The organism is Flavobacterium difficile (assembly GCF_011392115.1).
Classification (GTDB): Bacteria; Bacteroidota; Bacteroidia; order Flavobacteriales; family Flavobacteriaceae; genus Flavobacterium; species Flavobacterium difficile.
The window spans coordinates 41,904-64,910 of the sequence record NZ_JAAJBT010000009.1; the positions used below are offsets into that span (position 1 = coordinate 41,904).

A 23,007-nucleotide genomic window follows, 5' to 3' on the forward strand; every position below is an offset into this window, starting at 1 on the left:
TTTGAATTAATATTTTAATTTAGTCATTAAAATATATCGGGCAACTTTACTTTGTTTTTTTCTTATGTAAGCTGAACCATTAGGTTTAAATTTTCTTGGATTCGGTAATATTGCCGCAATTCCAGCTGCTTGCATTCTGGTTAAGCTTTTGCAATCTTTATCATACCAATGTTGTGTGGCAGCTTGTGCACCGTAAATGCCATCGCCCATTTCAATACTGTTTAAATAAACTTCTAAAATGCGTTCTTTTCCCCAAATTAGTTCAATTAATATCGTGTAGTAAGCTTCTAATGCTTTTCTAAAATAACTTCGGCCTTGCCATAAAAATACATTTTTTGCCGTTTGTTGCGTTATGGTACTTCCGCCTTTAAGTTTTTTACCTTTAAAATTTTCAACTGCTGCTTTTTGCATAGCTGAAAAATCAAGGCCATTGTGATCAAAAAATCTAGCATCTTCGCTTGCAATTACTGCTTTTTGTAGATTTTTAGAAATGTCTTCAAGAGGAACCCAATCGTGTCGTGTTTCAATATTTTTTCCTTCTGCAGAATTTTCAAAATGACGGATAACCATTAATGGTGTAAAAGGAACAGGTACAAACTTGTACAGTATAACAAAAAATAAACTGATACTATTAAACCAAATAAATGCTTTCCAAAGCCAACGTGTTAAAGTGCTTACAAAGCCTTTTTTTTCATTAGTTTTAGGTTGTGTTTTAGGTTTTGGAGTTGTTTTTTTTACTGCCATTTTATACTAAATCTGCTAATTCTTGTCCGATTAAGCTGCCTATGGCAACACCCATTCCACCCATTCTAACACCACAAAATACATTATTGCTTATTTGTTGAACAATTGGTTTTTTAGAATTTCCAATGCCCATAATTCCGCTCCAACGGTGATCAATTTCGAAAGGAATGTTCGGCAAAATTACATCTTTTAGTAATTCTTGCAAGCGATTTTGAATAATTTCGGTTGTTTCTAACGAAGTTGTAGTTTCGCCTTTAAAGTCTAGGTTTCTACCACCACCAAAAAGTAAACGATTATTTATGTTTCGGAAGTAATAATACCCTTGATCTAAATGGAAAGTGCCTTTAACATGTAAATTTTTAATCGGTTTGGTTATTAAAACTTGAGCTCTAGCTGGTTTGACTTGATTTTGAGTTAATTCAGCGGCAAAACCATTAGTAGTAAATAATAGTTTTTTGGTTTTGAATGTCAATTCGTCTGTAGCAATTTCAACACCGTCATTTAATTCTTGATGGTTCGAAACAGTTTGGTTATTTAAAATAAGTATATCGTTTTGAATTGCTTTTTTTAATAAAGCTTGCATCATGTTTCCTGTGTCAATTTGACCTTCAAATGCATTGAAAATTATATGGTTGAATGTGTTTTTGAAGTTAAATTTGTCTGAAACTTTCGAATAGACTTCCGACTTAAATAAAGGATGAAGCATTTCATTTATAAGTGGAATTTTTTCAATACAATCATTAAAAAAGGCTTCGTCTTCTTTTAAAAAGAGTTCATAGCCTCCAAAAGGTTTGTAGTTGATGGCTGAATCGCCTAAATTTTTTCTGAGTAATTGTAAACCTGCATATCTTTTCTGAATCAATTGAATTACTTCTTCTTCAGAATGTGTTTTTAAATCGTCAATAATTTCAGAGACACTGCCGAAACAAGCAAATCCCGCGTTTTTAGTACTGGCGCCTTGTGGTAAAAAACCTTTTTCTAGAATTAAAATCTTAGCTTCAGGAAATCGTTCTCTTAGCCGAATTGCAGTGTGTAAGCCTACAATTCCACTTCCAACAATAGTATAATCTACGTTGGAGAACCAATTTTTTATTTCCCAGTAGCTTAGCTGCATCTTTAATCTCTAATACGTTTAAGGAAAATTATTCATCTCCACTTGTATCTGTTTGCTCTAATTTTTTATTCTTTATGGCTTTCATTACTAAAGGAAGTGTAGTAGCCACAACTAAAATAATGATGATTTTTTCGATATGATGTTTTAAATCGATATCAAATTTCTCTAAAAATAAGCCGTATAAATAATGTCCAGAATATACCAAAATAAAGGACCATAAAAGAGAACTCAATACATTATAAAACATGAACTTCTTTTTTTCCATGTGAACAATTCCTGCGATTATTGGAACAAAAGTTCTAACGATAGGTAAAAACCGAGCAAAAACTATAGCCACACCACCGTGTTTTTGAAAGAAACTTTCCGATTGAAATAAATATTTCTTTTTGAAGAAAAAACCGTCTTCTTTTTGGTATAAATTTTTTCCGTAAACCGATCCAAACCAGTAACCAAAAATATTTCCAAAAATTCCAGAAAGTGCAATTAATGTGGCTACAATAAAAACCGGAGAATATCCTTGTGGTAAAAATTTTAAAGGAGCTACTAACGCTTCACAATAAATACCTGATAAAAAAAGTAAACTGTCACCAGGTAAGAAAAAGCCAATAAATAAACCAGTCTCAGCAAAAATGATAAAAAGTACAACATAAATTCCAATAGGTACGCCACCTAATTCCAAGTTAATGTAAAATTCTGGATTAAAAAGTTGTGTCCAAGTAAATTCTTTATCAATTTGTTGTGTTTGTAAAAAAAAGTTTGATTTTAAAAAATTAAGTATTTCTAAATTGAATTTCATTTTTTTCTTTTTTTAGTACTAATCTAAGCAGCACTATTTGATTTTGTGTTGTTTGAATAAACTTATTCGTTTTCAGTTGCTGAAGCTACTTCGTTTTTCGATTCCCATTTGTCTATGGCAGCCGTTGATAGTGCGTTACCCAAAACGTTTGTCATGCTTCTTGCCATATCGCAAAAATGGTCAATTGGTAAAATTAATGCAATTCCTTCCGGTGGAATACCAAACATCGCACAGGTTGCAACCACTACAATTAATGAAGCTCTTGGCACACCGGCAACACCTTTGCTGGTTAGCATTAACACTAAAAGCATGGTTAGTTGTTGACCGATTTCCATTTCGATTCCATAAACTTGAGCAATAAAAATACTGGCAAAAGTCATGTACATCATACTACCATCTAAATTGAAAGAATACCCAAGTGGAAGTGTGAAGGAAACAATTTTTGGCTGGCAACCAAAACGTTCTAATTCTTCTACCATTTTTGGGAAAACGGCTTCTGAACTTGTAGTTGAAAACGCAATTAATAAAGGACTTTTAATACGTTGTAGCAATACGAAAAGGCGTTTGCCTAATATTAGATAACCTACTGTTAATAAAATCAACCACAAAACTAATATTCCAATTAAAAAAGCGCCTAAATATTTGGCGTATAATTCGAATACTTCAAATCCATGTTTCGCAATAGCACTTGCTACGGCTCCTAAAACCCCTAATGGTGCTGTCCACATGATGTATGACACCATTTTTAAAACCACATGAGCGGTAGTGTCTAATAATTTGATAATTGGTTTCGCTTCTTTTTTACTAAATGCGGCTAAAGCTACTCCGAATAAAATAGAAAAAATTACAATTTGTAAGATTTCATTTGTGGCAAAGGCTTCAAATAAACTTCTCGGTATTACGTGTTTTACAAACTCTTCTAGCGAAAATCCTTTTGAGTTTTCTAATAATTCCGAAGCAGCTGACGTGTCGTCTAATCGGATAGACGTCCCTTTTCCTGGTGCGAAAAAGTTCACTAAAACCAATCCTAATAATAAGGAAATTAAGGAAGCAGAAATGAACCAAGCCATTGCTTTTCCACCCACACGGCCGACCATTTTCATATCACCCATTTTTGCGATTCCAACCACTAAAGTAGAGAATACTAAAGGGGCAATAATCATTTGAACTAGTCGAATAAAAATAGTTCCAAGTAATTTGATGTTTTTTGAGAAAGATTCTATTGAGTCTGGAAACTGATAATGCACAATTCCACCTAAACCAACACCAATAATTAGTGAAATGATAATTAATATAAAAAGTTTATTATTTTTCATAAATGTGAATTTATTTTTAGAGGTCATTTCAGATTGAATCGCCTTTTCTTATTGATTTTAACAGAAAACTACTTTCATTTTTAACGATTGAACCACTTTATTATTTTAGACCGTGAAAATAGTTATATTTTTTCAAAAAAGTGCTACTTTTAACCTCGTTTTAAAATTTAACACTATGCAAAAATATATTTTTCTCATTTTCAGTCTAATAACTATGAGTGCAACCGCGCAACAAAACATTACGCCAGAAAAATTATGGCAATTGGGTAGAGTAACACCCATCGGGATTTCTAAAGATGGTAAGTCGTTGATTTATAAAGTAGGAACGCCAAATATTCAAGAAAATAAAATTGTTTCTAAATATTATTCTGTTCCAGTTGGTGGTGGAAGTGCTACTCTGTTAAATTCAATTGAAGGATTAGTTGCCGATAAAAATGTTTCACCAAATGGCCAAGAATACATTAGTGTCCAACAAGTAAAAGTAGAAAAAATATTGGGTGCTGACTTATATCCTAGTTTAACAAAAACGTCAGCGCAAGTATATGATGGTTTAGATTATCGTCATTGGGATACTTGGAATGACGGCACACACAATCATTTGTTTGTAGGTTTAGTGGGAAAACCAGATGAAAAAGTATTAGGTCCGATTGATATCATGCCAAATGAACCATACGATTCTCCACAAAAACCTCATGGTGGTGACGAAGATTATGTTTGGTCGCCAGATGGAACTAAAATTATATATGTATGTAAGAAGAAAGCAGGAACTGCTTATGCCACAAGTACAAATACCGATTTATTCGAGTACGATGTAGCTACTAAAACAACTAAAAACCTTACCGAGAAAAATTTAGGTTATGATACGCATCCTATTTTTTCACCTCAAGGCGATTTGACTTGGTTACAAATGAAACGCGACGGTTTTGAAGCCGATAAAAACGATATAATTGTCCGTCATAAAGGCATTGATATCAATTTAACTGCCGCTTGGGACGGAACCGTAGAAAGTTTTGTTTGGAGTCAAGATGGTAAAAAAGTCTATTTTATTGCACCAATTGCTGGAACTAAACAATTATTTGAAGTTAATTTTCCGGGTGTTACTCGAATAGCAATTACCGTAAAACAAATTACTGATGGCGATTTTGATTTGAACAGTATTATCGGATTTACAGGTTCTTCAGTTTTAGTAACTCAAACCACACACAACAGCGCAACAGAAGTGTTTTCGTATGATTTAAAAGCTAAAATTTGGAAACAAATCACTCATGTTAATGACGAAGCATATTCGAAAATTGCAAAGTGTACTTCGGAAAAACGTTGGGTAACAACAACCGACGGTAAAAAAATGTTGGTTTGGGTAATTTTGCCGCCAAATTTCGATAAAAACAAAAAATATCCAACGCTTTTATATTGTCAGGGTGGACCACAAAGTGCCTTAACGCAATATTATTCTTTCCGTTGGAATTTTCAATTGATGGCTTCGCAAGGTTACATTGTGGTAGCGCCAAATAGAAGAGGAATGCCAGGTCATGGTGTACAATGGAACGAACAAATTTCAGGAGATTGGGGCGGACAAGTTATGGACGATTATTTATCCGCCATTGATGATATTTCTAAAGAATCGTATGTAGATAAAGCCAGAATTGGTGCTGTTGGTGCGAGTTACGGTGGATATTCTGTATTTCAATTAGCGGGAATTCATAAAAACCGTTTCAAAACATTTATTTCTCATTGCGGAATTTTCAATACAGAAAGTATGTACGGCACAACAGAAGAAGTTTTCTTTACGAATTGGGATTCTGGCGGAGCGTATTGGGAAAAAGACAACAAAATCGCACAGAAAACATATAATGAATTCAATCCAATTAAATTGGTGAACAATTGGAATACACCGATTTTAATTATTCAAGGTGGAAAAGATTACCGTGTGCCAATCGGACAAGGTCAAGAAGCTTTTCAAGCCGCGCAATTAAAAGGCATCAAAAGTAAATTTTTACTATTTCCAGATGAAAACCATTGGGTGTTACAACCACAAAATGCTTTAGTTTGGCAAGGTGAATTTTTCAAATGGTTGAAAGAAACGCTTTAGTAATGTGCCGATTATTCAATTAGCCAATTAAAAAAAAACAAATAAATGCAACAATACAACATCATAATTATAGGCGGTGGCGCAGCCGGTTTCTTTGCAGCTATTAATATCGCAGAGAAAAATCCGCAGCTTAGTGTGGCAATTCTCGAAAGAGGAAAAGAATGCTTAACTAAGGTTAAAATTTCTGGTGGTGGCCGTTGCAATGTAACGCACGCGTGTTTTGTGCCAAACGATTTAGTAAAGTTTTATCCACGTGGTGAAAGAGAATTAAAAGGTCCGTTTTCGCAGTTTTGTTCTGGAGATACAATAGATTGGTTTGAAAAACGTGGTGTCGAGTTGAAAATCGAAGAAGATGGAAGAATGTTTCCAGTTACCGATTCCTCTCAAACTATAATTGATTGCTTTGAAAAAGAAGTCAAGAAATTAGGAATCAAAGTTTTTACTTCACAAAGTGTGCAGTCTTTGTATTTTAATAAAGAAGAAAAATGGAAAATCGATACGCAACATGATGTTTTTGTTGCGGATAAAATTGTTGTAGCTACTGGAAGTAATCCTAAAATTTGGGAAATGATGCATCAGATGGGTCACGAAATCGTAGCGCCTGTTCCTTCATTATTTACGTTTAATATTTCTGACAAAAGAATTAAAGATTTAATGGGACTTTCAGCGCAAGCTAGCATCAAAATTAAAAATTCGAAGTTAGCTTCTTCTGGACCTTTACTTATTACTCATTGGGGACTTTCAGGTCCAGGAATTTTGAGACTTTCAGCTTGGGGCGCGAGAGAATTATTTGATAAAAAGTACTGTTTTGCTTTATTAGTCAATTGGCTAGATGAGCTGTCTTTTGATGAAGCCATCGAACAATTAAAAACAATTAGAGAAGAAAATAATAAAAAATTAATCGGTAAATTTTGTCCTTTCAATTTTCCGAAAAGATTATGGGAAAATATAGTTGTTGCAGCCGGTATTGCATTGGATTTTAAATGGGCAGATGTGACGAATAAACAAATTAATAGTTTAGCCAATCAATTGACTCAAGCCGAATTTCAAGTCAACGGAAAAAGTACATTTAAAGAAGAATTTGTTACCGCTGGCGGCATTGATTTGAAAGAAATCCATTTTAAAACGATGCAAAGTAAAATCTTACCTAATGTTTATTTCGCTGGGGAAGTAGTTAATATTGATGCCATAACTGGCGGATTCAACTTTCAAAATGCTTGGACAAGTGGTTTTATAGTGGCAGAAAATATTTAAAAAGTTATAAGTAAAAAAAAGCCTCGATATTTTCGAGGTTTTTTTATTTAAATCAGACTTCTCTTCCGCCGTCTAAAGTGTTTTGCCAATCTTTTAATTCCTGCCATTTGCCTAAATATGCCATTTTTGATTGTCTTGGCCAAGTCGTTGGATCATGAATTTGGTAACGTTCACCAGCTTTGTTTAATATTTCTCTAAGTCTATCTACAGAAGTTTCTCCTAAAGCTTTCCAAGTTAAAATGCCTGAAGTTTTAAATAATTCTTCAATTTTCGGACCTATACCTTCCACAATTTTTAAATCGTCTTGTTGGTAGGATTTTCCGAAAATGGCTTTCACAGCTTTAATGTCATGAGTAATATTTGAATTGCCTTCATTCGCAGTTCCTACAAAATTACTTGCTTTTGCTGTTTGTTCCAGTTTTAATTTCTCAATTTCTGCTTGTAATTTGGTGTTTTTTTGGTGGCAATCTTCTGCCTCTGATTTCCATTTTTCATCATCATTTTCATTTGACTTACCAGTTGTCATTTTACCAATTATATAACCAATAATTCCGAAAATTAAACCTATTGCTGCTAATTGTAAATAATTATCCATACTTGAAAGTTTTTGTATTCGACTTTCAAAAATAATAATTTTTTTAATTAATTAGTTAAATTTCAATATATTATGTAATATTTTTAGAAATTATTTAAATAATAAATACTGAAAGTCAATAAAGTAGCGAAAGAAACCCAAGCGATGTAAGGAATAAATAATTTTGCAGCTGTAGTATTTAAAGGTTTAAATAGTTTATAACATTCCAACATAACAAGAAGCAATAGTATAATTTCAATTGAAGCTAATAATAAATTTTGTAATCCGAAAAATAAATACGACCACAAAGCATTCAATCCTAGTTGAAGAATAAAATATTGCAAAGCTACTTTTACTTCTTTTTGTTGGTTTTCAATTTCGTTCCATATTAAACCAGCTGCAATTCCCATAAAAGTATAAAGCATAGTCCAAACAGGTGCAAAAACCCAATTTGGTGGATTAAAAACTGGTTTTATAAGTGTAGGATACCAAGTAGTGATGGAAGATTGCGTGATTTTTCCTGAGAAAAAACCAACCGTTAAGCAAATAATAATGCAATACGAAATTCTTAGATATTTCTTCATTTTTAAAATTTTTTCAAAGATATTCAAAACTTCCGACTTCTTACTTCCGACTTCTAACTTCCTTTTCTATCTTTGTGAAAATTTTTTTTATGTATTCTGATTCTGATTTTATTTTATCCAATTATAATTCAATTGAAACCGCCTCTTTTTCTTGGAGTGCGCCAAGTAATATAGCTCTAGTAAAATATTGGGGAAAAAAGGAAAATGGCGATCAAATTCCAGCCAATCCTTCTATTAGTTTTACTTTAAAAAATTGCAAAACGATCACTACGGTTGTGGTTTCTTCAAAAGTTGAAAAAGATACTTTTTCTTTCGATTTGCTTTTTGAAGGACAACCAAAAGAAGATTTCAAACCCAAGATTCAAAAATTTTTCGAAAGAATTGAAACGTATTGCCCGTATTTAAAAGACTATCATTTTACTATTGATACACAAAATACTTTTCCACATAGTTCGGGAATTGCTTCATCGGCTTCAGGAATGGCAGCGCTTGCTATGAATATTATGAGTTTAGAAAAAGCCATTCAGCCTGAAATTTCAAGCGATTATTTTTATGCGAAAGCTTCTTTTTTAGCCCGTTTAGGTTCTGGAAGTGCTTGTAGAAGTATTATCGGTAATGTGGTGGCTTGGGGAAAAAATGAAACCATCAAAAACAGTTCTGATTTATTTGGCGTAGAATTTGTAAACATTCATTCCAATTTTCAGAATTTTCAAGATACGATTTTGTTAGTGGACAAAGGCGAAAAACAAGTTTCGAGTACAGTTGGACATAATTTAATGCACAATCATCCATTTGCATCTCAACGTTTTGATCAAGCGCATGATAATATTGCAAAAATTGTTTCGTTATTAGAAACAGGAAATGTAACGGAATTTATGAGTTTGGTAGAAAGTGAAGCCCTGACTTTACACGCCATGATGATGACTTCTATGCCCTATTTTATCTTGATGAAACCGAATACTTTGGAAATTATTAATAGAATTTGGAAGTTTAGAAACGAAACGCAAACGCCAATTTGCTTTACTTTAGATGCAGGAGCAAATGTACATGTTTTATATCCAGAAAATGTAAAAGAAAAAGTATTGCAATTTATTCAGGACGAATTAGTTGGCTATTGTCAAAATGGTCAGTATATTTGCGATGAAATTGGAAATGGTGCACAAAATTTAAAATAATTTTATATCTTTACTAAAATATCTGATTACTAAATACTGTAAACTGAACACTTAATTATGAAAGGACCACTTTTTTACTCAAAAATATTACTTTTCGGAGAATACGGAATCATTCAAGATTCTAAAGGACTTTCTATCCCTTATAATTTTTATAATGGCGCGCTAAAAACAGATGAAAATCCGTCTGAAGAAGCTAAAAAATCAAATCAAAGTTTGGTGAAATTTGTAGCGTATTTAAAGCAATTACAAACAGACCAACCAGATTTGGTTACATTTAATATTGAATTGTTACAAAACGATGTAAACAACGGAATGTATTTCGACTCAAGTATTCCACAAGGATACGGAGTAGGAAGTAGTGGCGCTTTAGTTGCGGCTGTTTACGATAAGTATGCTTTGAACAAAATTACCGTTTTAGAAAACTTAACAAGAGAAAAATTATTACAGTTAAAATCGATTTTTTCTAACATGGAATCGTTTTTCCACGGGAAAAGTTCTGGTTTAGATCCGTTAAATAGTTATTTGAGTTTACCTATTCTTATCAACTCTAAAGATAATATTGAAGCAGCTGGAATTCCAAGTCAATCGGCTACCGGAAAAGGAGCTGTGTTCTTGTTAGATTCTGGTATTGTAGGTGAAACGGCACCTATGGTAAATATTTTCATGGAAAATTTAAAGGACCAGGGTTTCAGAAAAATGCTTAAATCGCAGTTTATAAAATATACCGATTCTTGTGTGGAAAACTTCTTACAAGGCGATATGAAATCATTATTTAAAAACACTAAAGAATTATCTAAAGTGGTTTTAAGTAATTTCAAACCCATGATTCCTGAGCAATTTCACCAAATTTGGCAAAACGGAATTGAAACTAATGAATACTATTTAAAATTGTGTGGTTCTGGTGGCGGTGGCTATATCTTAGGTTTTACTCAAGATTTTGAAAAAGCAAAAGTATCTTTAAAAGATTATAAATTAGAAATGGTGTATCAATTCTAAAATTTAGTTTAAAGTTTCAGGTTAAACGTTTTTTTATTCCGTTAATTTTACTTGAAACTTGAGACTTGAAACTAAAGAAAAAATGCTAAGCCGCAACTCTAAATTATTTCTTACCAAAATCTTCAGTTTTTTTTCTGTAGTTCGTGGTTATAATGTGTTTGTAATTGCGCTTGCACAGTATTTATCAGCCATATATATATTGGCTCCAGAAAGAAGAGCCTTAGATGTTATTCTCGATTGGAGATTATTCCTTTTAGTAATCGCTTCTACTTTTGCCATAGCTGGTGGCTACATTATCAATAATTTTTACGATGCGAAAAAAGACATCATTAATCGTCCTAAAAAATCATATTTAGACAGGTTAGTGAGTCAAAAAACCCAACTTCAGGTTTATTTTACTTTAAATTTCTTTTCGGCTTTATTGGGTTTTATTATATCGTGGAGAGCTGCTTTATTTTATTCCGTGTATATTTTTATCATTTGGTTTTATTCGCACAAACTAAAAAAAATACTTTTTGTTGGAAATATTACGGCTTCCTTATTAGCTGTTTTGCCTTTTTTTGGAATTTTACTGTATTTCAAAAATTTCTATCAAGTAATTTTTGCTCATGCCATTTTCTTATTTCTAATTATTCTAATCCGTGAAATGATTAAAGATTTAGAAAATATTGAAGGAGATTTGTCTAACAATTATCAAACTATTCCAGTAAATTTTGGGGAAAATTTTACTAAGAAAATCATTTCGCTTTTGTTGTTAGGTACTATTGTTCCTGTCTATTTTTTAATCAATGTATACGATGTTGGTTATATGGATATTTACTTTTACATCAGTTATATTTTACTGTTGATATTTGTTTTGAAATTATGGAAGTCAGAAGGTAAAGTAGATTATATAAAACTGCATTTCTTGTTAAAAATTATACTTTTAGCAGGAGTTATTTGTATCGTTTTAATTAAGCCAACAGTAATTGAAAACGGACAAAAGCTACTGTTGGTTAATTAATTAATTTGTTTTAGAAGGACTTATAATTTCTAATTTCGTACATCTAACTTAATTTGACTACCTTTGCAAAAAAATAATAGCATGAGAAAATCGTCAGGAGCAAAAAGAAGCGGTAAAGTTTCGGAAAGTAAAAAACCAGATTTTAAGAAAAACGAATCAGGAAAATCTTTTTCTTCAGGAAACAAACCTGCAAATAAATTTGCGAGAACAGACAAACCAAAACCAGTTAAAATTAAATCTGATAAAGACGAAATCAGATTGAATAAATATGTTGCGAATTCAGGAGTTTGTAGTCGTAGAGATGCAGATATTTACATTCAAAGTGGTAATGTAAAAGTAAATGGAGTGGTAGTTACAGAAATGGGGCATAAAGTAAAGTTAACGGATGTAGTTAATTTTGATGGAGTTAATATTACTCCTGAGAAAAAAGAGTACATTCTTTTAAATAAACCTAAGAATTTTTCAACAGATAAAAACGATCAAGGAGCGAATAATGTTTTACAACTTATTAAGTCACCTTCAAATGTAAAATTAGAACCTGTGGGAAGAATGGACAAAACCACAACGGGATTGTTGCTGTTTACAAATGATCCTGATATGGTTAGAAAATTTACTACTCCAAATCAACGTTCGTCTAAAATTTATCAGGTTTCTTTAGATAAAAATTTGAAATATGAAGATTTAGAGAAAATTCAAAACGGATTAACTATTGAAGGGCACAGAGTTTATGTAGAAGAGGTAACTTATATTGAAGGTGAAGCGAAAAGTGAAATTGGCGTTAAAATGAAAACATCCAATGTAAAAGTGGTAAGAAACATTTTCGAACATCTAAAATATAATGTTATTAAATTAGACCGTGTTGTTTTTGCTGGCTTAACTAAAAAAAATCTACCAAGAGGAAATTGGAGAGTTTTAACCGAACAAGAAGTGGTAAATCTGAAAAATAACTAAGAAAATAAAAGCATAAAAAAAGTCCTGATATTAATTTATCAGGACTTTTTTTTAGTGAATGACTTTATTATGATGTTTACTTCCGTCTTTCAAAGTAATATCTAAAAGTAATACTTGATTGTTTTTGTTTAATGGAATTTCAAAATCTGTAGCTTTTCCATTTTGTTTCTTTATTTCTTTTCCAAGAATATCATAAACAATAATTTCTGCTATTTCTTTTTGTGTAGAAATTACTGTTATTGAGTTTTCATTGGATAGTGTAAATATATCGTTTGTAGAAACTGTAATGTTTTTCTCTTTTTTGTATATGATTTCAAATCGATTGTCGAAAATGCCTTCTTCAGACATAAAACTATAAGGCTCAGATAAATCAGAAGTACTTCCCGTGAAATTATCTTTTAAATATACTTTTTGAGAAGAAAAAACGCCATCTTTGTTTTCAAAAAAGATAGTATATAATCCTTTGTTTTTAATTTTTACACCTAAAGGCACAATGTCGTTTATTGTAAAATTGCCTTTTCCTTGAATTACGTATTTTTCTTTATCTATGATAGAATATAACATGGCTTCATCATATTCAAATATTTTTCCATCGATACCTAAATCAAATGCATCTGTAGCTTTATCTGTATATCCTACAAGAATTTGATTGTAGTTTTTATCAGCACTTGATAAGTTTAATCGAAAAACATCTTTACTGTTATTTTGTCTGAAAAACTGATTGTTTATAGTGTTGTATCTTAAAGCATTATGAAACCAAGCAGTCTCGTTTTCCGAAGTGTACAGATAAAAACCTTGTCCTGGTTTGATAGAACCATCAGGAATTGCGCCACCAGCGGCTGAAGCAACACCTCCTAAAGTTGTGTAAGAAGCAAAATTATTCACCGTATACATTCCGCCACTAGCTTGTGTGGTATGTGTCCAAAAATATAAGTTTTCAACGGTTCTATTTGTTGCAATAAAATGATTTGCTTCAATTGAGGCAGCATATGGATTTCCAACTAAATTATATCCTAACGGAATGGGGATGAAATATTCGCCATTATTTGGAACACCTATAAATTGTCCAATGTATGAACTTGCGGTTGAAGATGACCAGTTGTTAGGACTTCTAATTAAATATCCTTTACCAATTGCAAAACTATTTGTTCCTGGATTAATAGCAGTGTAAGCTGTAGGTGTAGTGGTTGCTCCTGGATTGTAGGTGTAAAATCTGTTTGTTAGAGTTTGTGGTGAAAAACTCAACAAATTTTGATTGCCTACCGGAGAAGACCAAGCGGTATAATCCAATCGCAATAAGTTGGCACTATTTTTTAATATTGTAATATTTCCAGTATTTGTAATGTTATTGATTTGAACTAAGTTGGCATTATTTTGTACTGTAAAATTGGCTGTTGAAGCCACATTAATCCCTCTAGCAATTGTAAAAATATGATTGCTTTGTAATAGGACTTGAGCCGTTCCTGTGATGTCTAAACTACAAGCATCTAAATTTCCAATAGAGGTGTAGTTTCCAGAAATTATAGCTCTTACGTTTTTGTTAGGTATACCATTATTCCAAGAACTGCCGTTCCATGTAGTTGTCGTAGGGCAAGTTAAGGTATTCCAAGCGTCTGGTGCTTGAGGTCCTCCCCAAATCATTGTAGCTAAATAAGGATTATCTATAAACGGATTTCTATTTCCTTGTATACTTTGTAAAACATTATTTCTAGTCTTTTCAAATTGACTAACCGGATCTTCTTCATTCCATTCTAAAAAAATGTCTGGCATATCAACATTATAAGTTGTAGCGCCACTTCCAACATTTGTGGCTAAACATTGCGTAGGATAACGTAAATACATGTACATCATCATACGGGCCACATCGCCCTTCCATTCATCTCCAGGGTACCAGTATATTCCAACATTTCCAGCATCACCTTCACCATCTGCAAATAATCTATTACCTCTGTCTGCATTGAAAGTAACGTCTGCTGCTCTAATATGGTGCGCATCTTCTCCGGCATCACTACTTGCTCCACTTCCTCCATCAACAAGAGCAGGAGTACCTAATGATTTTGCATAAACATGTTCTCTATTCCAAGATCCTGCCGGGCAACTTCCACTACATATGTTTCCTACTAAATCTAATCTGTCATTTTTGGAAATAGCATCTGTATCATTATATCCATACAAAAGCAACACTTCGCCAGAATTGTTAGGATTTAAATCGGCTGCTTGTAAAGCATTCCAAACTCCTGGAGAATAACTTATTTTATTGGTATGTGTAGAGGTAATTAAATTTCCTAATGCAGTTTTTAAAGTGTTTCCTGTTTGATTAAAATTTATTGAACTATAATAAGCAGGAATTTGTGCAAAACTGAAGCATGATATAAATAATAAAAGTATAAGTTTTTTCATAACGTTTTGATTTGGGGTATGCAAGATATAATTTTTTTTTAAATTTTACATTGCTGTAAAAAAATATAATATATATTTGTACATCTTTCAAAAAACTTTAAAAATGAAAAAAATATTTTCAATTGTTGTCCTTACATTTTTACTAATATCTTGTGAAAACGATGTTAGAACCAGTTCTCCTTCTTTTCAAGGTGAAAAAGACAATGTTTTTTGGCGTGCAGATGATTCAAAAGTAACGGTTAATCCCGGAGGTACAGTATCTATAAATGCGTATACAGATAAAGAATTAGTTTCTATAACTGTTCCAAATTCAGTTGGGATATTTAATTTAGGTACAATTGATCAGACTACCAATGCAACCTATTCTTATAATAATGAAGGAGCGGTTTTGTTTTATGAGACTTCTCTTATAGATGGGCCAGTATTCAAATTAGGCGGAATTGTTAACGCAGGATCAGGTTATGCAGCTTTAAATGATAATAATGTTAATACTTCTGGCGGATCTGGAAATGGTTTGACTTTAAGAATAACAACTAATGCATCTGGAGCTGTTACAGCAGCAACTATAGCTAGCAGAGGAACTGGTTATGAAGCAGGAGACATAGTTACTGTAAATGGTGGAAATGGAAATGCAACAGTTAGAATTTTAAACATCATGAAAAGTAATGGTGTAGTAGAAATTGAAAAAATTGAAGGAAACGCCTATACTGGAACTTTTTCTTTCAATGCAGTTGATGATAATGGGAATGTAGTTAATTTTAATAAAGGAACTTTTTATAAAGTACCAGCGTTTTAATTAAAGCTTTATTTATATACAATGAAACCACTTCCTTATGAAGTGGTTTTTGTTTTTGTTAATAACTATAATTGTCTCAAAAAAAGATAAATTGTACTTTTGAAATATAATATAAATTAGTAATCAGTTCGCTTTTTACTATTTACTATTCACTAATTCCTCAATACATGTATTTAATCTTTGATACCGAAACTACAGGTTTGCCCAAAAGTTGGTCTGCGCCAATTACAGACATAAACAACTGGCCCCGTTGCGTACAAATTGCATGGCAATTACACGACGAGATGGGAAATCTTATCGAGCATCAAGATTATTTAATTCAGCCAGAAGGTTATAATATTCCTTTTGACGCCGAAAGAATTCACGGTATTTCTACAGAATTAGCCAAACAAGAAGGGCACGATTTAGGTGAGATATTAGAAAAATTTAATATTGCTTTATCACAAGCAAAATACATTGTAGGTCAAAATGTTGGTTTTGATGTCAATATAATGGGTTGTGAATTCCATCGTTTCGGAATTGTAACAGATTTAACTCAAATGCCTGTTTTAGATACTTGTACTGAAACTACCGCATTATTGTTAAAATTACCTGGTGGTCGTGGTGGAAAGTTTAAATTACCTACTTTAACTGAATTACACGAATATTTGTTTCATGAAAAATTCGCAGAAGCTCATAACGCCACTGCAGACGTAGAAGCCACCACTCGTTGTTTTTTAGAATTAGTGAAACGCGGTAACTTCAATTCCAACGAATTACCAGTTTCGGAAGAATATTACACGGCTTTCAGAACTAATAATCCAGAGATTAAACCGATTGGGTTAAAGCACGTTAATTTAAAACAAGCTTCGGCAAGTTTACGCGAAAAATTACAACAACAACTTCCAAACGATATTCAAATTTTACCTGAAGATTTGGAAGATATTTCAGACGTAGCTTTTGCTCATTTGCATAATCATTCACAGTTTTCGGTCTTACAATCAACGATTTCTATTCCAAAGTTAATTGAAAATACGGCCAAGCAAAAAATGCCAGCTGTCGCTCTAACCGATATTGGTAATATGATGGGAGCATTTCAATTTGTAAGTGGAATTTTAAATCACAATAAAGCTGCAGAAGCTAAAAATAAAGAGTTAGTTGAAGCTGGTGAGCAACCAACAGAAACCATAATCAAACCAATTGTAGGTTGTGAGTTTTTTGTATGTAACAATCACAAAGACAAATCAAATAAAGACAATGGCTATCAAGTAGTTTTTTTAGCAAAGAATAAAAACGGCTACCATAATTTAGCCAAACTGTCTTCGAAAGCTTACACGGATGGTTTTTATTATGTGCCTCGTATCGATAAAGAATTAATCAAACAATATAAAGACGATATTATTGTTTTAACAGGAAGTTTGTATGGTGAAGTACCAAATAAAATTCTAAACATCGGAGAAAATCAAGCAGAAGAAGCATTGTTGTGGTGGAAAGAACAATTTGGTGCCGATTTATACATCGAATTAATGAATCACAACCAAGAAGATGAAAAAGCGGTTAATACTACGCTTATTCAATTTTCTAGGAAGCATGATGTAAAACTAATTGCTACGAATAATACATTTTACATCAATAAAGAAGATGCCAATGCTCACGATATTTTGTTATGTGTAAAAGATGGTGAAAAACAAGCTACGCCAATTGGTCGTGGACGTGGTTATCGCTACGGATTGCCAAATCAGGAATACTATTTCAAGTCAACAAATGAGATGAAACAATTGTTTCCGCAAACACCGGAAGCGATTAGTAATGTACAAGAAATTGTAGATAAAATTGAAATTTATTCGCTTTCGCGCGATGTATTACTTCCAAAATTTGACATTCCAGCTGAATTTCAAGTTCCAGAAGATCTAGACGATAATGGTGTTCGAGGAGAAAATGCGTATTTGCGACATTTAACCTACGAAGGTGCCAAAAAACGTTACGGGGAAATCACAGATGAAATCAGAGAACGTATTGATTTTGAGTTGTTAACAATCAGTAATTCAGGTTATCCGGGATATTTTTTAATTGTACAAGATTTCATTGCTGAAGCGAGAAAAATGGACGTTTCTGTCGGACCAGGTCGTGGTTCTGCAGCAGGTTCAGTAGTAGCGTATTGCTTATGGATTACCAATATTGATCCGATGTTGTACAATTTGCTTTTTGAGCGTTTCTTAAATCCAGACCGTGTATCGATGCCCGATATTGATATCGATTTTGATGATGAAGGTCGTGGTAGAGTAATGGATTATGTAATTAAAAAATACGGTTCCAATCAAGTAGCGCAAATTATTACGTATGGTAAAATGGCTACGAAATCGGCCATTCGTGATACGGCTCGTGTGTTAGATTTGCCTTTGTTTGAAGCAGACAGAATTGCAAAATTAATTCCAGCCATGATGCCAGGAAAATGGAATTTGGCACGTTTTCTTTCTGAAAAAGAAGAAGAAGTTAAAAAAGCAGTTCGTTCTGATGAATTTGACCGAGTTAAAGAATTAATAGAAATCGCAAATCAAGGGGAATTGTCTGGTGAAACCATTCAACAAGCCAAAATATTAGAAGGTTCTCTACGAAATACAGGAATTCACGCATGTGGTGTGATTATTACGCCTGATGATATTACCAATTTCGTACCCGTAACTACAGCAAAAGATTCAGATTTATACGTAACCCAATTTGATAATGCCGTTGCAGAAAGTGCGGGTTTATTAAAAATGGACTTCTTAGGATTAAAAACCTTAACGCTTATAAAAGATACGGTTAAGTTAGTTAAGTATAAACGAAATATAGATTTAGATCCAGATACGTTTCCGATCGATGATAAAAAAACGTATGAATTGTTCCAACGTGGCGAAACAGTTGGTATTTTTCAGTACGAATCGCCTGGAATGCAAAAGTATCTGAAAGATTTAAAGCCAACCGTTTTTGGAGATTTAATTGCGATGAACGCATTGTATCGACCAGGACCATTAGAGTACATTCCGTCTTTTGTTCGAAGAAAAAATGGTTTAGAAGAAATTACTTATGATTTAGATGCTTGTGAAGAATATTTAGCAGAAACTTACGGAATTACGGTATATCAAGAGCAAGTGATGCTTTTGTCGCAATCTTTAGCAGGATTTTCTAAAGGTGATGCGGATGTACTTCGTAAAGCTATGGGTAAAAAACAGAAAGACGTTCTAGATAAAATGAAGTCTAAGTTCATCGAACAAGCCAAAGAAAAAGGGCATGATGAAAAAAAATTAGATAAAATTTGGACCGACTGGGAAGCCTTTGCAAGTTACGCGTTCAACAAATCGCACTCCACTTGTTACGCTTGGATTGCTTATCAAACGGCTTATCTAAAAGCGCATTACCCTGCAGAATATATGGCGGCTGTTCTTTCTAATAATATGAACGACATCAAATCGGTTTCGTTTTTTATGGAAGAATGTAAACGTATGGGCTTAGAAGTTTTAGGTCCGGATGTGAACGAGTCGTTTTACAAATTTACAGTAAATGACAATAATGCCATTCGTTTCGGAATGGGAGCAATTAAAGGTGTTGGTGAAAATGCTGTAAAAACTATCGTGGAATGCAGAAAAGAAGCGCGTTATAAATCTATTTTCGATTTAGCCAAACGTATCGATTTACGTGCTGCCAATAAAAAAGCATTCGAAAACTTAGCTTTGGCTGGTGGTTTTGATGAATTTGGCGACACGCATCGCGCACAATATTTTCATTCGGATGGAGATAATATTACGTTTTTAGAAAAAGCCATGCGTTTTGGAGCTAAGTTTCAAGAAAACGAAAATTCTTCTCAAGTAAGTTTATTTGGTGACACTTCGGATGTTCAAATTGCGGAACCTATTGTGCCGCCTTGCGAAGAATGGAATACCTTAGAAAAATTATCGAGAGAGAAAGAAGTAGTTGGAATTTACATTTCAGGTCATCCTTTAGACGATTATAAATTTGAAATGAAATATTTCTGCAATACGAAGTTGCAAGCTCTGAATAATTTAGAGCCTTTGGTTGGTAAAAACTTGTCATTCGGCGGAATTGTTTCGAACGTGCAACATCGAACCACACAACAAAATAAAGGTTGGGCTACTTTTAACATTGAAGGCTACGAAGAAAGTTTCGAATTCAGAATATTTAATGAAGAATATTTAAAATTCCGTCATTATTTGGTTCAAAATCAGTTTGTATTCATCAAAATTTTCGTCAAAGAAGGTTGGGCGAATAAAGAAACAGGAAAAAAATCTGATCCAAGAATAAACTTTTTACACATGCAAAGTTTGCAAGATGTGTTGCCAGATTTTGCTAAAAAACTTACCATTCAATTGCCAATTGAAGAATTAAAAGAGCAATTAATTTCGAAGTTAAATGAACTTTTTTCTGATCACCAAGGCGATTTAAACGTAACTTTCGAATTGTTAGAATTAGAAAAAGTCAAACGATTTGTCAAAAGAGAAATAGAAATTGACGAAGAATTGCAAGATGAAACGGTAATCGATTCTGATGATGAGGTAGAAAACACGACTGAAGTAATCGTAGAAAATCAAATGGAAGAAATCGAAGAGACGATTATCAAAAACAAATTGGAAATGCCAAGTAGAAAATTAAAAATAAATATTTCGAAAGAGTTATTAGAAGGTTTAGAAAAAATGCAAATCAATTTTAAATTGAATTAAGTCAGTTAGCTAACATTTCATTCTCAAAATATAACGGAACTTTGCTATAAATAAAAAAACAAAAAACATGAAAAAGTTACTTTTTATCTTATTAGCCATTTCCGGAATAAGTTCTGCTCAAATTGCAGAAACTGCAGAAGCGATTTCGCCTTTATTAATTGGTGAAAAAATTCCAAATCAAAATTTAATTTCTGTCGATGATAAGGCTGTAGCCACAACAGAAATATTTAATAAAAAAACAGTTTTAATTGTCTATCGTGGCGGTTGGTGTCCGTATTGTAATGCACAATTAATGGATATGCAGGAAATTGAATCTCAAATCTTAGCATTAGGATATCAAATTGTGGCTGTTAGTCCAGATTCGCCTAAATTTTTAAAAGAAACTACTACAGAAGATAAATTAAATTATCAGTTATTTTCTGATAGTGATGGGAAATTTTCTCAGGCATTAGGCATAGCTTTTAAAAGAGATAAACCGAAATTAGACAAGTATTCTGAAGGTAAGAATCCGGGTTTTTTGCCAGTTCCTACGGTTTATGTTTTAGATGCAAATAGAGAAATTGAATTTATGTACATCAATCCGAATTATTCTAAAAGGTTAAAAGGCGATTTATTGCTAAGCGTGTTAAAAAACTTATAAATTGATTTTTCTAATCACTTAATAGCTAAAAGAAATCATAATTTTTTTCTCAGCTAAAATATATTTTTTACTTTCGCAGTAACAAATGATTTTATAAAGAAATTAAAAAAAAAAATATGGCATTAGCAATCACAGATGCTACTTTTGAGGAAGTAGTATTAAAATCAGATAAACCTGTAGTAGTAGATTTTTGGGCAGCTTGGTGTGGACCATGTAGAATGGTTGGACCAGTTATTGATGAAGTAGCTACAGAATACGAAGGAAAAGCAATCGTTGGGAAAGTAGATGTAGATGCGAATCAAGAATTTGCTGCTAAATACGGAGTAAGAAATATTCCAACAGTGTTAGTTTTCCAAAATGGAGAAGTAGTTGGTAGACAAGTAGGTGTAGCGCCTAAGAAAACCTATACAGACGCTATTGACGCTTTGTTATAATAGTTAAGTAAATAATTTAGTCTAAGGTTTAGTTTCGTTTTTAAAACGAGACTAAACCTTTTTTTATGTTTCTTTTTAACTTCGAAAATAAAACTTTATATTTACGATATGAATTTAGAATCGCAACTCGAAAAAATATCACAATTTAAAAATTTAGAACTTTTAGCGAATCAAATCGTTGAAGGTTTTATTTCTGGTATGCATAAAAGTCCGTTTCATGGATTTTCTGCCGAATTTGCCGAACATAAAATTTATAATCAAGGCGAAAGCACCAAACATATCGACTGGAAGTTATTTGCGAAAACCGATAGATTATACACCAAAAAATACGAAGAAGAAACGAATTTGCGTTGTCATTTAATTATTGATAATTCGTCATCGATGCATTATCCAAAGTTAAAAGATAATCAATTATTTTCTGAAAGTAAAATCGGATTTTCAATTTTAGCATCAGCAGTATTGATGAATTTACTTAAAAAACAACGCGATGCGGTTGGAGTTTCTGTATATTCAGATAGTTATGAGTATTATGCTTCAGAAAAAGGAAGTGAGCGCCACCACAGAATGATTTTAAATCAATTCGAAACAATTTTAAATCATCCAAAAGAGTCAAAAAAAACGGATACGGTTACTTTTTTACATCAAATTGCCGAAAAAGTACATCGACGTTCCATGATTGTTTTGTTTACAGATATGTTCATTGGAGAAGATAATGAGAAACTTTTTAAAGCCTTACAACATTTAAAACATAACAAACATAAAGTGGTTTTGTTTCATGTTTATGACGGGAAAACGGAGTTAAATTTCAATTTTGATAACACACCGAGAAAGTTTATTGACGTAGAAACAGGTGAAGAAGTCAATTTATTTGCCGAAAATATGAAAGAAAGTTACGAAAAAGTAGTCCAAAACTATTTCGAGAACATTTCTAATACTTGTGCAGCATACAAAATCAAGTATGTTCCGGTTTCAGTTGATGAAAAATTTGAAAAAATTATTACGACATATTTAGTTGAAAAACAGAAGTTTGGGTAAAATGGCAAAAAAAAGTTTAATTTTTTTTGCTAAAAGGTTTGCAAATAAAAAAAACTGTTCTATATTTGCACTCGCATTACAGCAACGGTTTGGTAGTTCAGTTGGTTAGAATACCTGCCTGTCACGCAGGGGGTCGCGGGTTCGAGTCCCGTCCAGACCGCAAAATTTGGGAAGCATTCTGAGAAATCGGAATGCTTTTTTGTCCAAATATCTTGAGGTCTTCAAGAGGAACGTAGTTGTGTTGTTTAGTCCGAGAAATCGGATAAAGGTTTAGTAGTTAGACCAATGAAAAGCTTTCCATTTTTGGAAGGCTTTTTTGATTTTATATTCAAATGATATTTACAGTTTATATTTTATTTTCTGCATCAAGTAATGTTTATTACAAAGGTTTTACAACTGATATAATTATTCG

At 32.6% G+C, this 23,007-nt stretch carries 18 protein-coding genes and 1 tRNA gene; 12 read left to right on the top strand and 7 right to left on the bottom strand.

Annotated elements, in window-relative coordinates:
• Positions 1 to 6 precede the first annotated feature (6 nt).
• The 4 genes from mtgA to G4D72_RS12455 all read right to left on the bottom strand — a co-directional run bounded on the left by mtgA (position 7) and on the right by G4D72_RS12455 (position 3,970).
• The gene (mtgA, locus tag G4D72_RS12440; protein WP_166078051.1) at positions 7 to 744 is read right to left on the bottom strand and encodes a monofunctional biosynthetic peptidoglycan transglycosylase; all 738 of its coding nucleotides are present in this window, start codon (positions 742 to 744) and stop codon (positions 7 to 9) included.
• Position 745: 1 nt separating this feature from the next.
• Positions 746 to 1,858 carry an NAD(P)/FAD-dependent oxidoreductase gene (locus tag G4D72_RS12445; RefSeq protein ID WP_166078052.1) on the bottom strand — a complete coding sequence of 371 codons (1,113 nt, stop codon included), beginning with the start codon at positions 1,856 to 1,858 and terminating at the stop codon, positions 746 to 748.
• A 28-nt stretch (positions 1,859 to 1,886) separates the two neighbouring features.
• A complete protein-coding gene (locus tag G4D72_RS12450; RefSeq protein ID WP_166078053.1) occupies positions 1,887 to 2,654 on the bottom strand; it encodes a DedA family protein in 768 nt (255 codons plus the stop codon).
• A gap of 62 nt (positions 2,655 to 2,716) precedes the next feature.
• Positions 2,717 to 3,970 (bottom strand): dicarboxylate/amino acid:cation symporter, encoded by a 1,254-nt coding sequence (locus G4D72_RS12455; RefSeq protein ID WP_166078054.1) that lies wholly within the window; start codon positions 3,968 to 3,970, stop codon positions 2,717 to 2,719.
• A 175-nt stretch (positions 3,971 to 4,145) separates the two neighbouring features.
• Between G4D72_RS12455 and G4D72_RS12460 the strand changes: the two genes are divergently transcribed.
• Both G4D72_RS12460 and G4D72_RS12465 read left to right on the top strand, forming a co-directional pair.
• Positions 4,146 to 6,059 (top strand): S9 family peptidase, encoded by a 1,914-nt coding sequence (locus tag G4D72_RS12460; protein ID WP_166078055.1) that lies wholly within the window; start codon positions 4,146 to 4,148, stop codon positions 6,057 to 6,059.
• 45 nt (positions 6,060 to 6,104) lie between these two features.
• The gene (locus G4D72_RS12465) at positions 6,105 to 7,313 is read left to right on the top strand and encodes a BaiN/RdsA family NAD(P)/FAD-dependent oxidoreductase (protein ID WP_166078057.1); all 1,209 of its coding nucleotides are present in this window, start codon (positions 6,105 to 6,107) and stop codon (positions 7,311 to 7,313) included.
• Positions 7,314 to 7,365: 52 nt separating this feature from the next.
• On the opposite strand, the gene G4D72_RS12470 is transcribed toward G4D72_RS12465, so the two are convergent.
• Positions 7,366 to 7,908, bottom strand: a complete 543-nt coding sequence (locus G4D72_RS12470) for a hypothetical protein (RefSeq protein ID WP_166078058.1) — start codon at positions 7,906 to 7,908, stop codon at positions 7,366 to 7,368.
• Positions 7,909 to 7,991: 83 nt separating this feature from the next.
• Positions 7,992 to 8,471, bottom strand: a complete 480-nt coding sequence (locus G4D72_RS12475) for a TspO/MBR family protein (RefSeq protein ID WP_166078059.1) — start codon at positions 8,469 to 8,471, stop codon at positions 7,992 to 7,994.
• Between the two features lie 89 nt (positions 8,472 to 8,560).
• Between G4D72_RS12475 and mvaD the strand changes: the two genes are divergently transcribed.
• From mvaD to G4D72_RS12495, 4 genes are all read left to right on the top strand, one after another.
• Entirely contained in the window at positions 8,561 to 9,646 is a 1,086-nt protein-coding gene (gene mvaD, locus G4D72_RS12480) for a diphosphomevalonate decarboxylase (RefSeq protein ID WP_166078060.1), read from the top strand.
• A gap of 57 nt (positions 9,647 to 9,703) precedes the next feature.
• On the top strand, positions 9,704 to 10,642 hold the full coding sequence (locus tag G4D72_RS12485) for a mevalonate kinase family protein (RefSeq protein ID WP_166078061.1): 939 nt from the start codon (positions 9,704 to 9,706) through the stop codon (positions 10,640 to 10,642).
• 82 nt (positions 10,643 to 10,724) lie between these two features.
• Positions 10,725 to 11,645, top strand: coding sequence for a geranylgeranylglycerol-phosphate geranylgeranyltransferase (locus tag G4D72_RS12490; RefSeq protein WP_166078062.1), 921 nt, complete (start codon positions 10,725 to 10,727; stop codon positions 11,643 to 11,645).
• Positions 11,646 to 11,726: 81 nt separating this feature from the next.
• Positions 11,727 to 12,596: a pseudouridine synthase gene (locus G4D72_RS12495; protein ID WP_166078063.1), complete on the top strand. Its 870-nt coding sequence runs from the start codon at positions 11,727 to 11,729 to the stop codon at positions 12,594 to 12,596.
• A gap of 51 nt (positions 12,597 to 12,647) precedes the next feature.
• Here the strand turns inward: G4D72_RS12495 and G4D72_RS12500 are convergent, their stop codons facing one another.
• A complete protein-coding gene (locus tag G4D72_RS12500; protein WP_166078064.1) occupies positions 12,648 to 14,996 on the bottom strand; it encodes an endonuclease in 2,349 nt (782 codons plus the stop codon).
• A gap of 103 nt (positions 14,997 to 15,099) precedes the next feature.
• Here G4D72_RS12500 and G4D72_RS12505 point away from each other — a divergent pair, with 103 nt between their 5' ends.
• The 6 genes from G4D72_RS12505 to G4D72_RS12530 all read left to right on the top strand — a co-directional run bounded on the left by G4D72_RS12505 (position 15,100) and on the right by G4D72_RS12530 (position 22,755).
• The gene (locus G4D72_RS12505) at positions 15,100 to 15,792 is read left to right on the top strand and encodes a DUF6252 family protein (RefSeq protein WP_166078065.1); all 693 of its coding nucleotides are present in this window, start codon (positions 15,100 to 15,102) and stop codon (positions 15,790 to 15,792) included.
• Positions 15,793 to 15,959: 167 nt separating this feature from the next.
• Entirely contained in the window at positions 15,960 to 20,486 is a 4,527-nt protein-coding gene (gene dnaE / locus G4D72_RS12510) for a DNA polymerase III subunit alpha (RefSeq protein WP_166078066.1), read from the top strand.
• Positions 20,487 to 20,553: 67 nt separating this feature from the next.
• The gene (locus G4D72_RS12515; RefSeq protein WP_166078067.1) at positions 20,554 to 21,126 is read left to right on the top strand and encodes a peroxiredoxin-like family protein; all 573 of its coding nucleotides are present in this window, start codon (positions 20,554 to 20,556) and stop codon (positions 21,124 to 21,126) included.
• Positions 21,127 to 21,242: 116 nt separating this feature from the next.
• Positions 21,243 to 21,560: a thioredoxin gene (gene trxA, locus G4D72_RS12520; protein ID WP_166078069.1), complete on the top strand. Its 318-nt coding sequence runs from the start codon at positions 21,243 to 21,245 to the stop codon at positions 21,558 to 21,560.
• Positions 21,561 to 21,668: 108 nt separating this feature from the next.
• Entirely contained in the window at positions 21,669 to 22,595 is a 927-nt protein-coding gene (locus tag G4D72_RS12525; RefSeq protein ID WP_166078070.1) for a DUF58 domain-containing protein, read from the top strand.
• An 86-nt stretch (positions 22,596 to 22,681) separates the two neighbouring features.
• A tRNA-Asp gene (locus tag G4D72_RS12530) sits at positions 22,682 to 22,755 on the top strand.
• The last annotated feature ends 252 nt before the right edge of the window (positions 22,756 to 23,007 follow it).

Coding starts and splice junctions, on each gene's coding strand:
- G4D72_RS12495 (WP_166078063.1), top strand. CDS start 11,727: ATGAGAAAATCGTCAGGAGCAAAAAGAAGCGGTAAAGTTTCGGAAAGT.
- mvaD (WP_166078060.1), top strand. CDS start 8,561: ATGTATTCTGATTCTGATTTTATTTTATCCAATTATAATTCAATTGAA.
- G4D72_RS12525 (WP_166078070.1), top strand. CDS start 21,669: ATGAATTTAGAATCGCAACTCGAAAAAATATCACAATTTAAAAATTTA.
- G4D72_RS12450 (WP_166078053.1), bottom strand. CDS start 2,654: ATGAAATTCAATTTAGAAATACTTAATTTTTTAAAATCAAACTTTTTT.
- trxA (WP_166078069.1), top strand. CDS start 21,243: ATGGCATTAGCAATCACAGATGCTACTTTTGAGGAAGTAGTATTAAAA.
- dnaE (WP_166078066.1), top strand. CDS start 15,960: ATGTATTTAATCTTTGATACCGAAACTACAGGTTTGCCCAAAAGTTGG.
- G4D72_RS12465 (WP_166078057.1), top strand. CDS start 6,105: ATGCAACAATACAACATCATAATTATAGGCGGTGGCGCAGCCGGTTTC.
- G4D72_RS12445 (WP_166078052.1), bottom strand. CDS start 1,858: ATGCAGCTAAGCTACTGGGAAATAAAAAATTGGTTCTCCAACGTAGAT.
- G4D72_RS12515 (WP_166078067.1), top strand. CDS start 20,554: ATGAAAAAGTTACTTTTTATCTTATTAGCCATTTCCGGAATAAGTTCT.
- mtgA (WP_166078051.1), bottom strand. CDS start 744: ATGGCAGTAAAAAAAACAACTCCAAAACCTAAAACACAACCTAAAACT.
- G4D72_RS12455 (WP_166078054.1), bottom strand. CDS start 3,970: ATGAAAAATAATAAACTTTTTATATTAATTATCATTTCACTAATTATT.
- G4D72_RS12470 (WP_166078058.1), bottom strand. CDS start 7,908: ATGGATAATTATTTACAATTAGCAGCAATAGGTTTAATTTTCGGAATT.
- G4D72_RS12490 (WP_166078062.1), top strand. CDS start 10,725: ATGCTAAGCCGCAACTCTAAATTATTTCTTACCAAAATCTTCAGTTTT.
- G4D72_RS12460 (WP_166078055.1), top strand. CDS start 4,146: ATGCAAAAATATATTTTTCTCATTTTCAGTCTAATAACTATGAGTGCA.
- G4D72_RS12500 (WP_166078064.1), bottom strand. CDS start 14,996: ATGAAAAAACTTATACTTTTATTATTTATATCATGCTTCAGTTTTGCA.
- G4D72_RS12485 (WP_166078061.1), top strand. CDS start 9,704: ATGAAAGGACCACTTTTTTACTCAAAAATATTACTTTTCGGAGAATAC.
- G4D72_RS12475 (WP_166078059.1), bottom strand. CDS start 8,471: ATGAAGAAATATCTAAGAATTTCGTATTGCATTATTATTTGCTTAACG.
- G4D72_RS12505 (WP_166078065.1), top strand. CDS start 15,100: ATGAAAAAAATATTTTCAATTGTTGTCCTTACATTTTTACTAATATCT.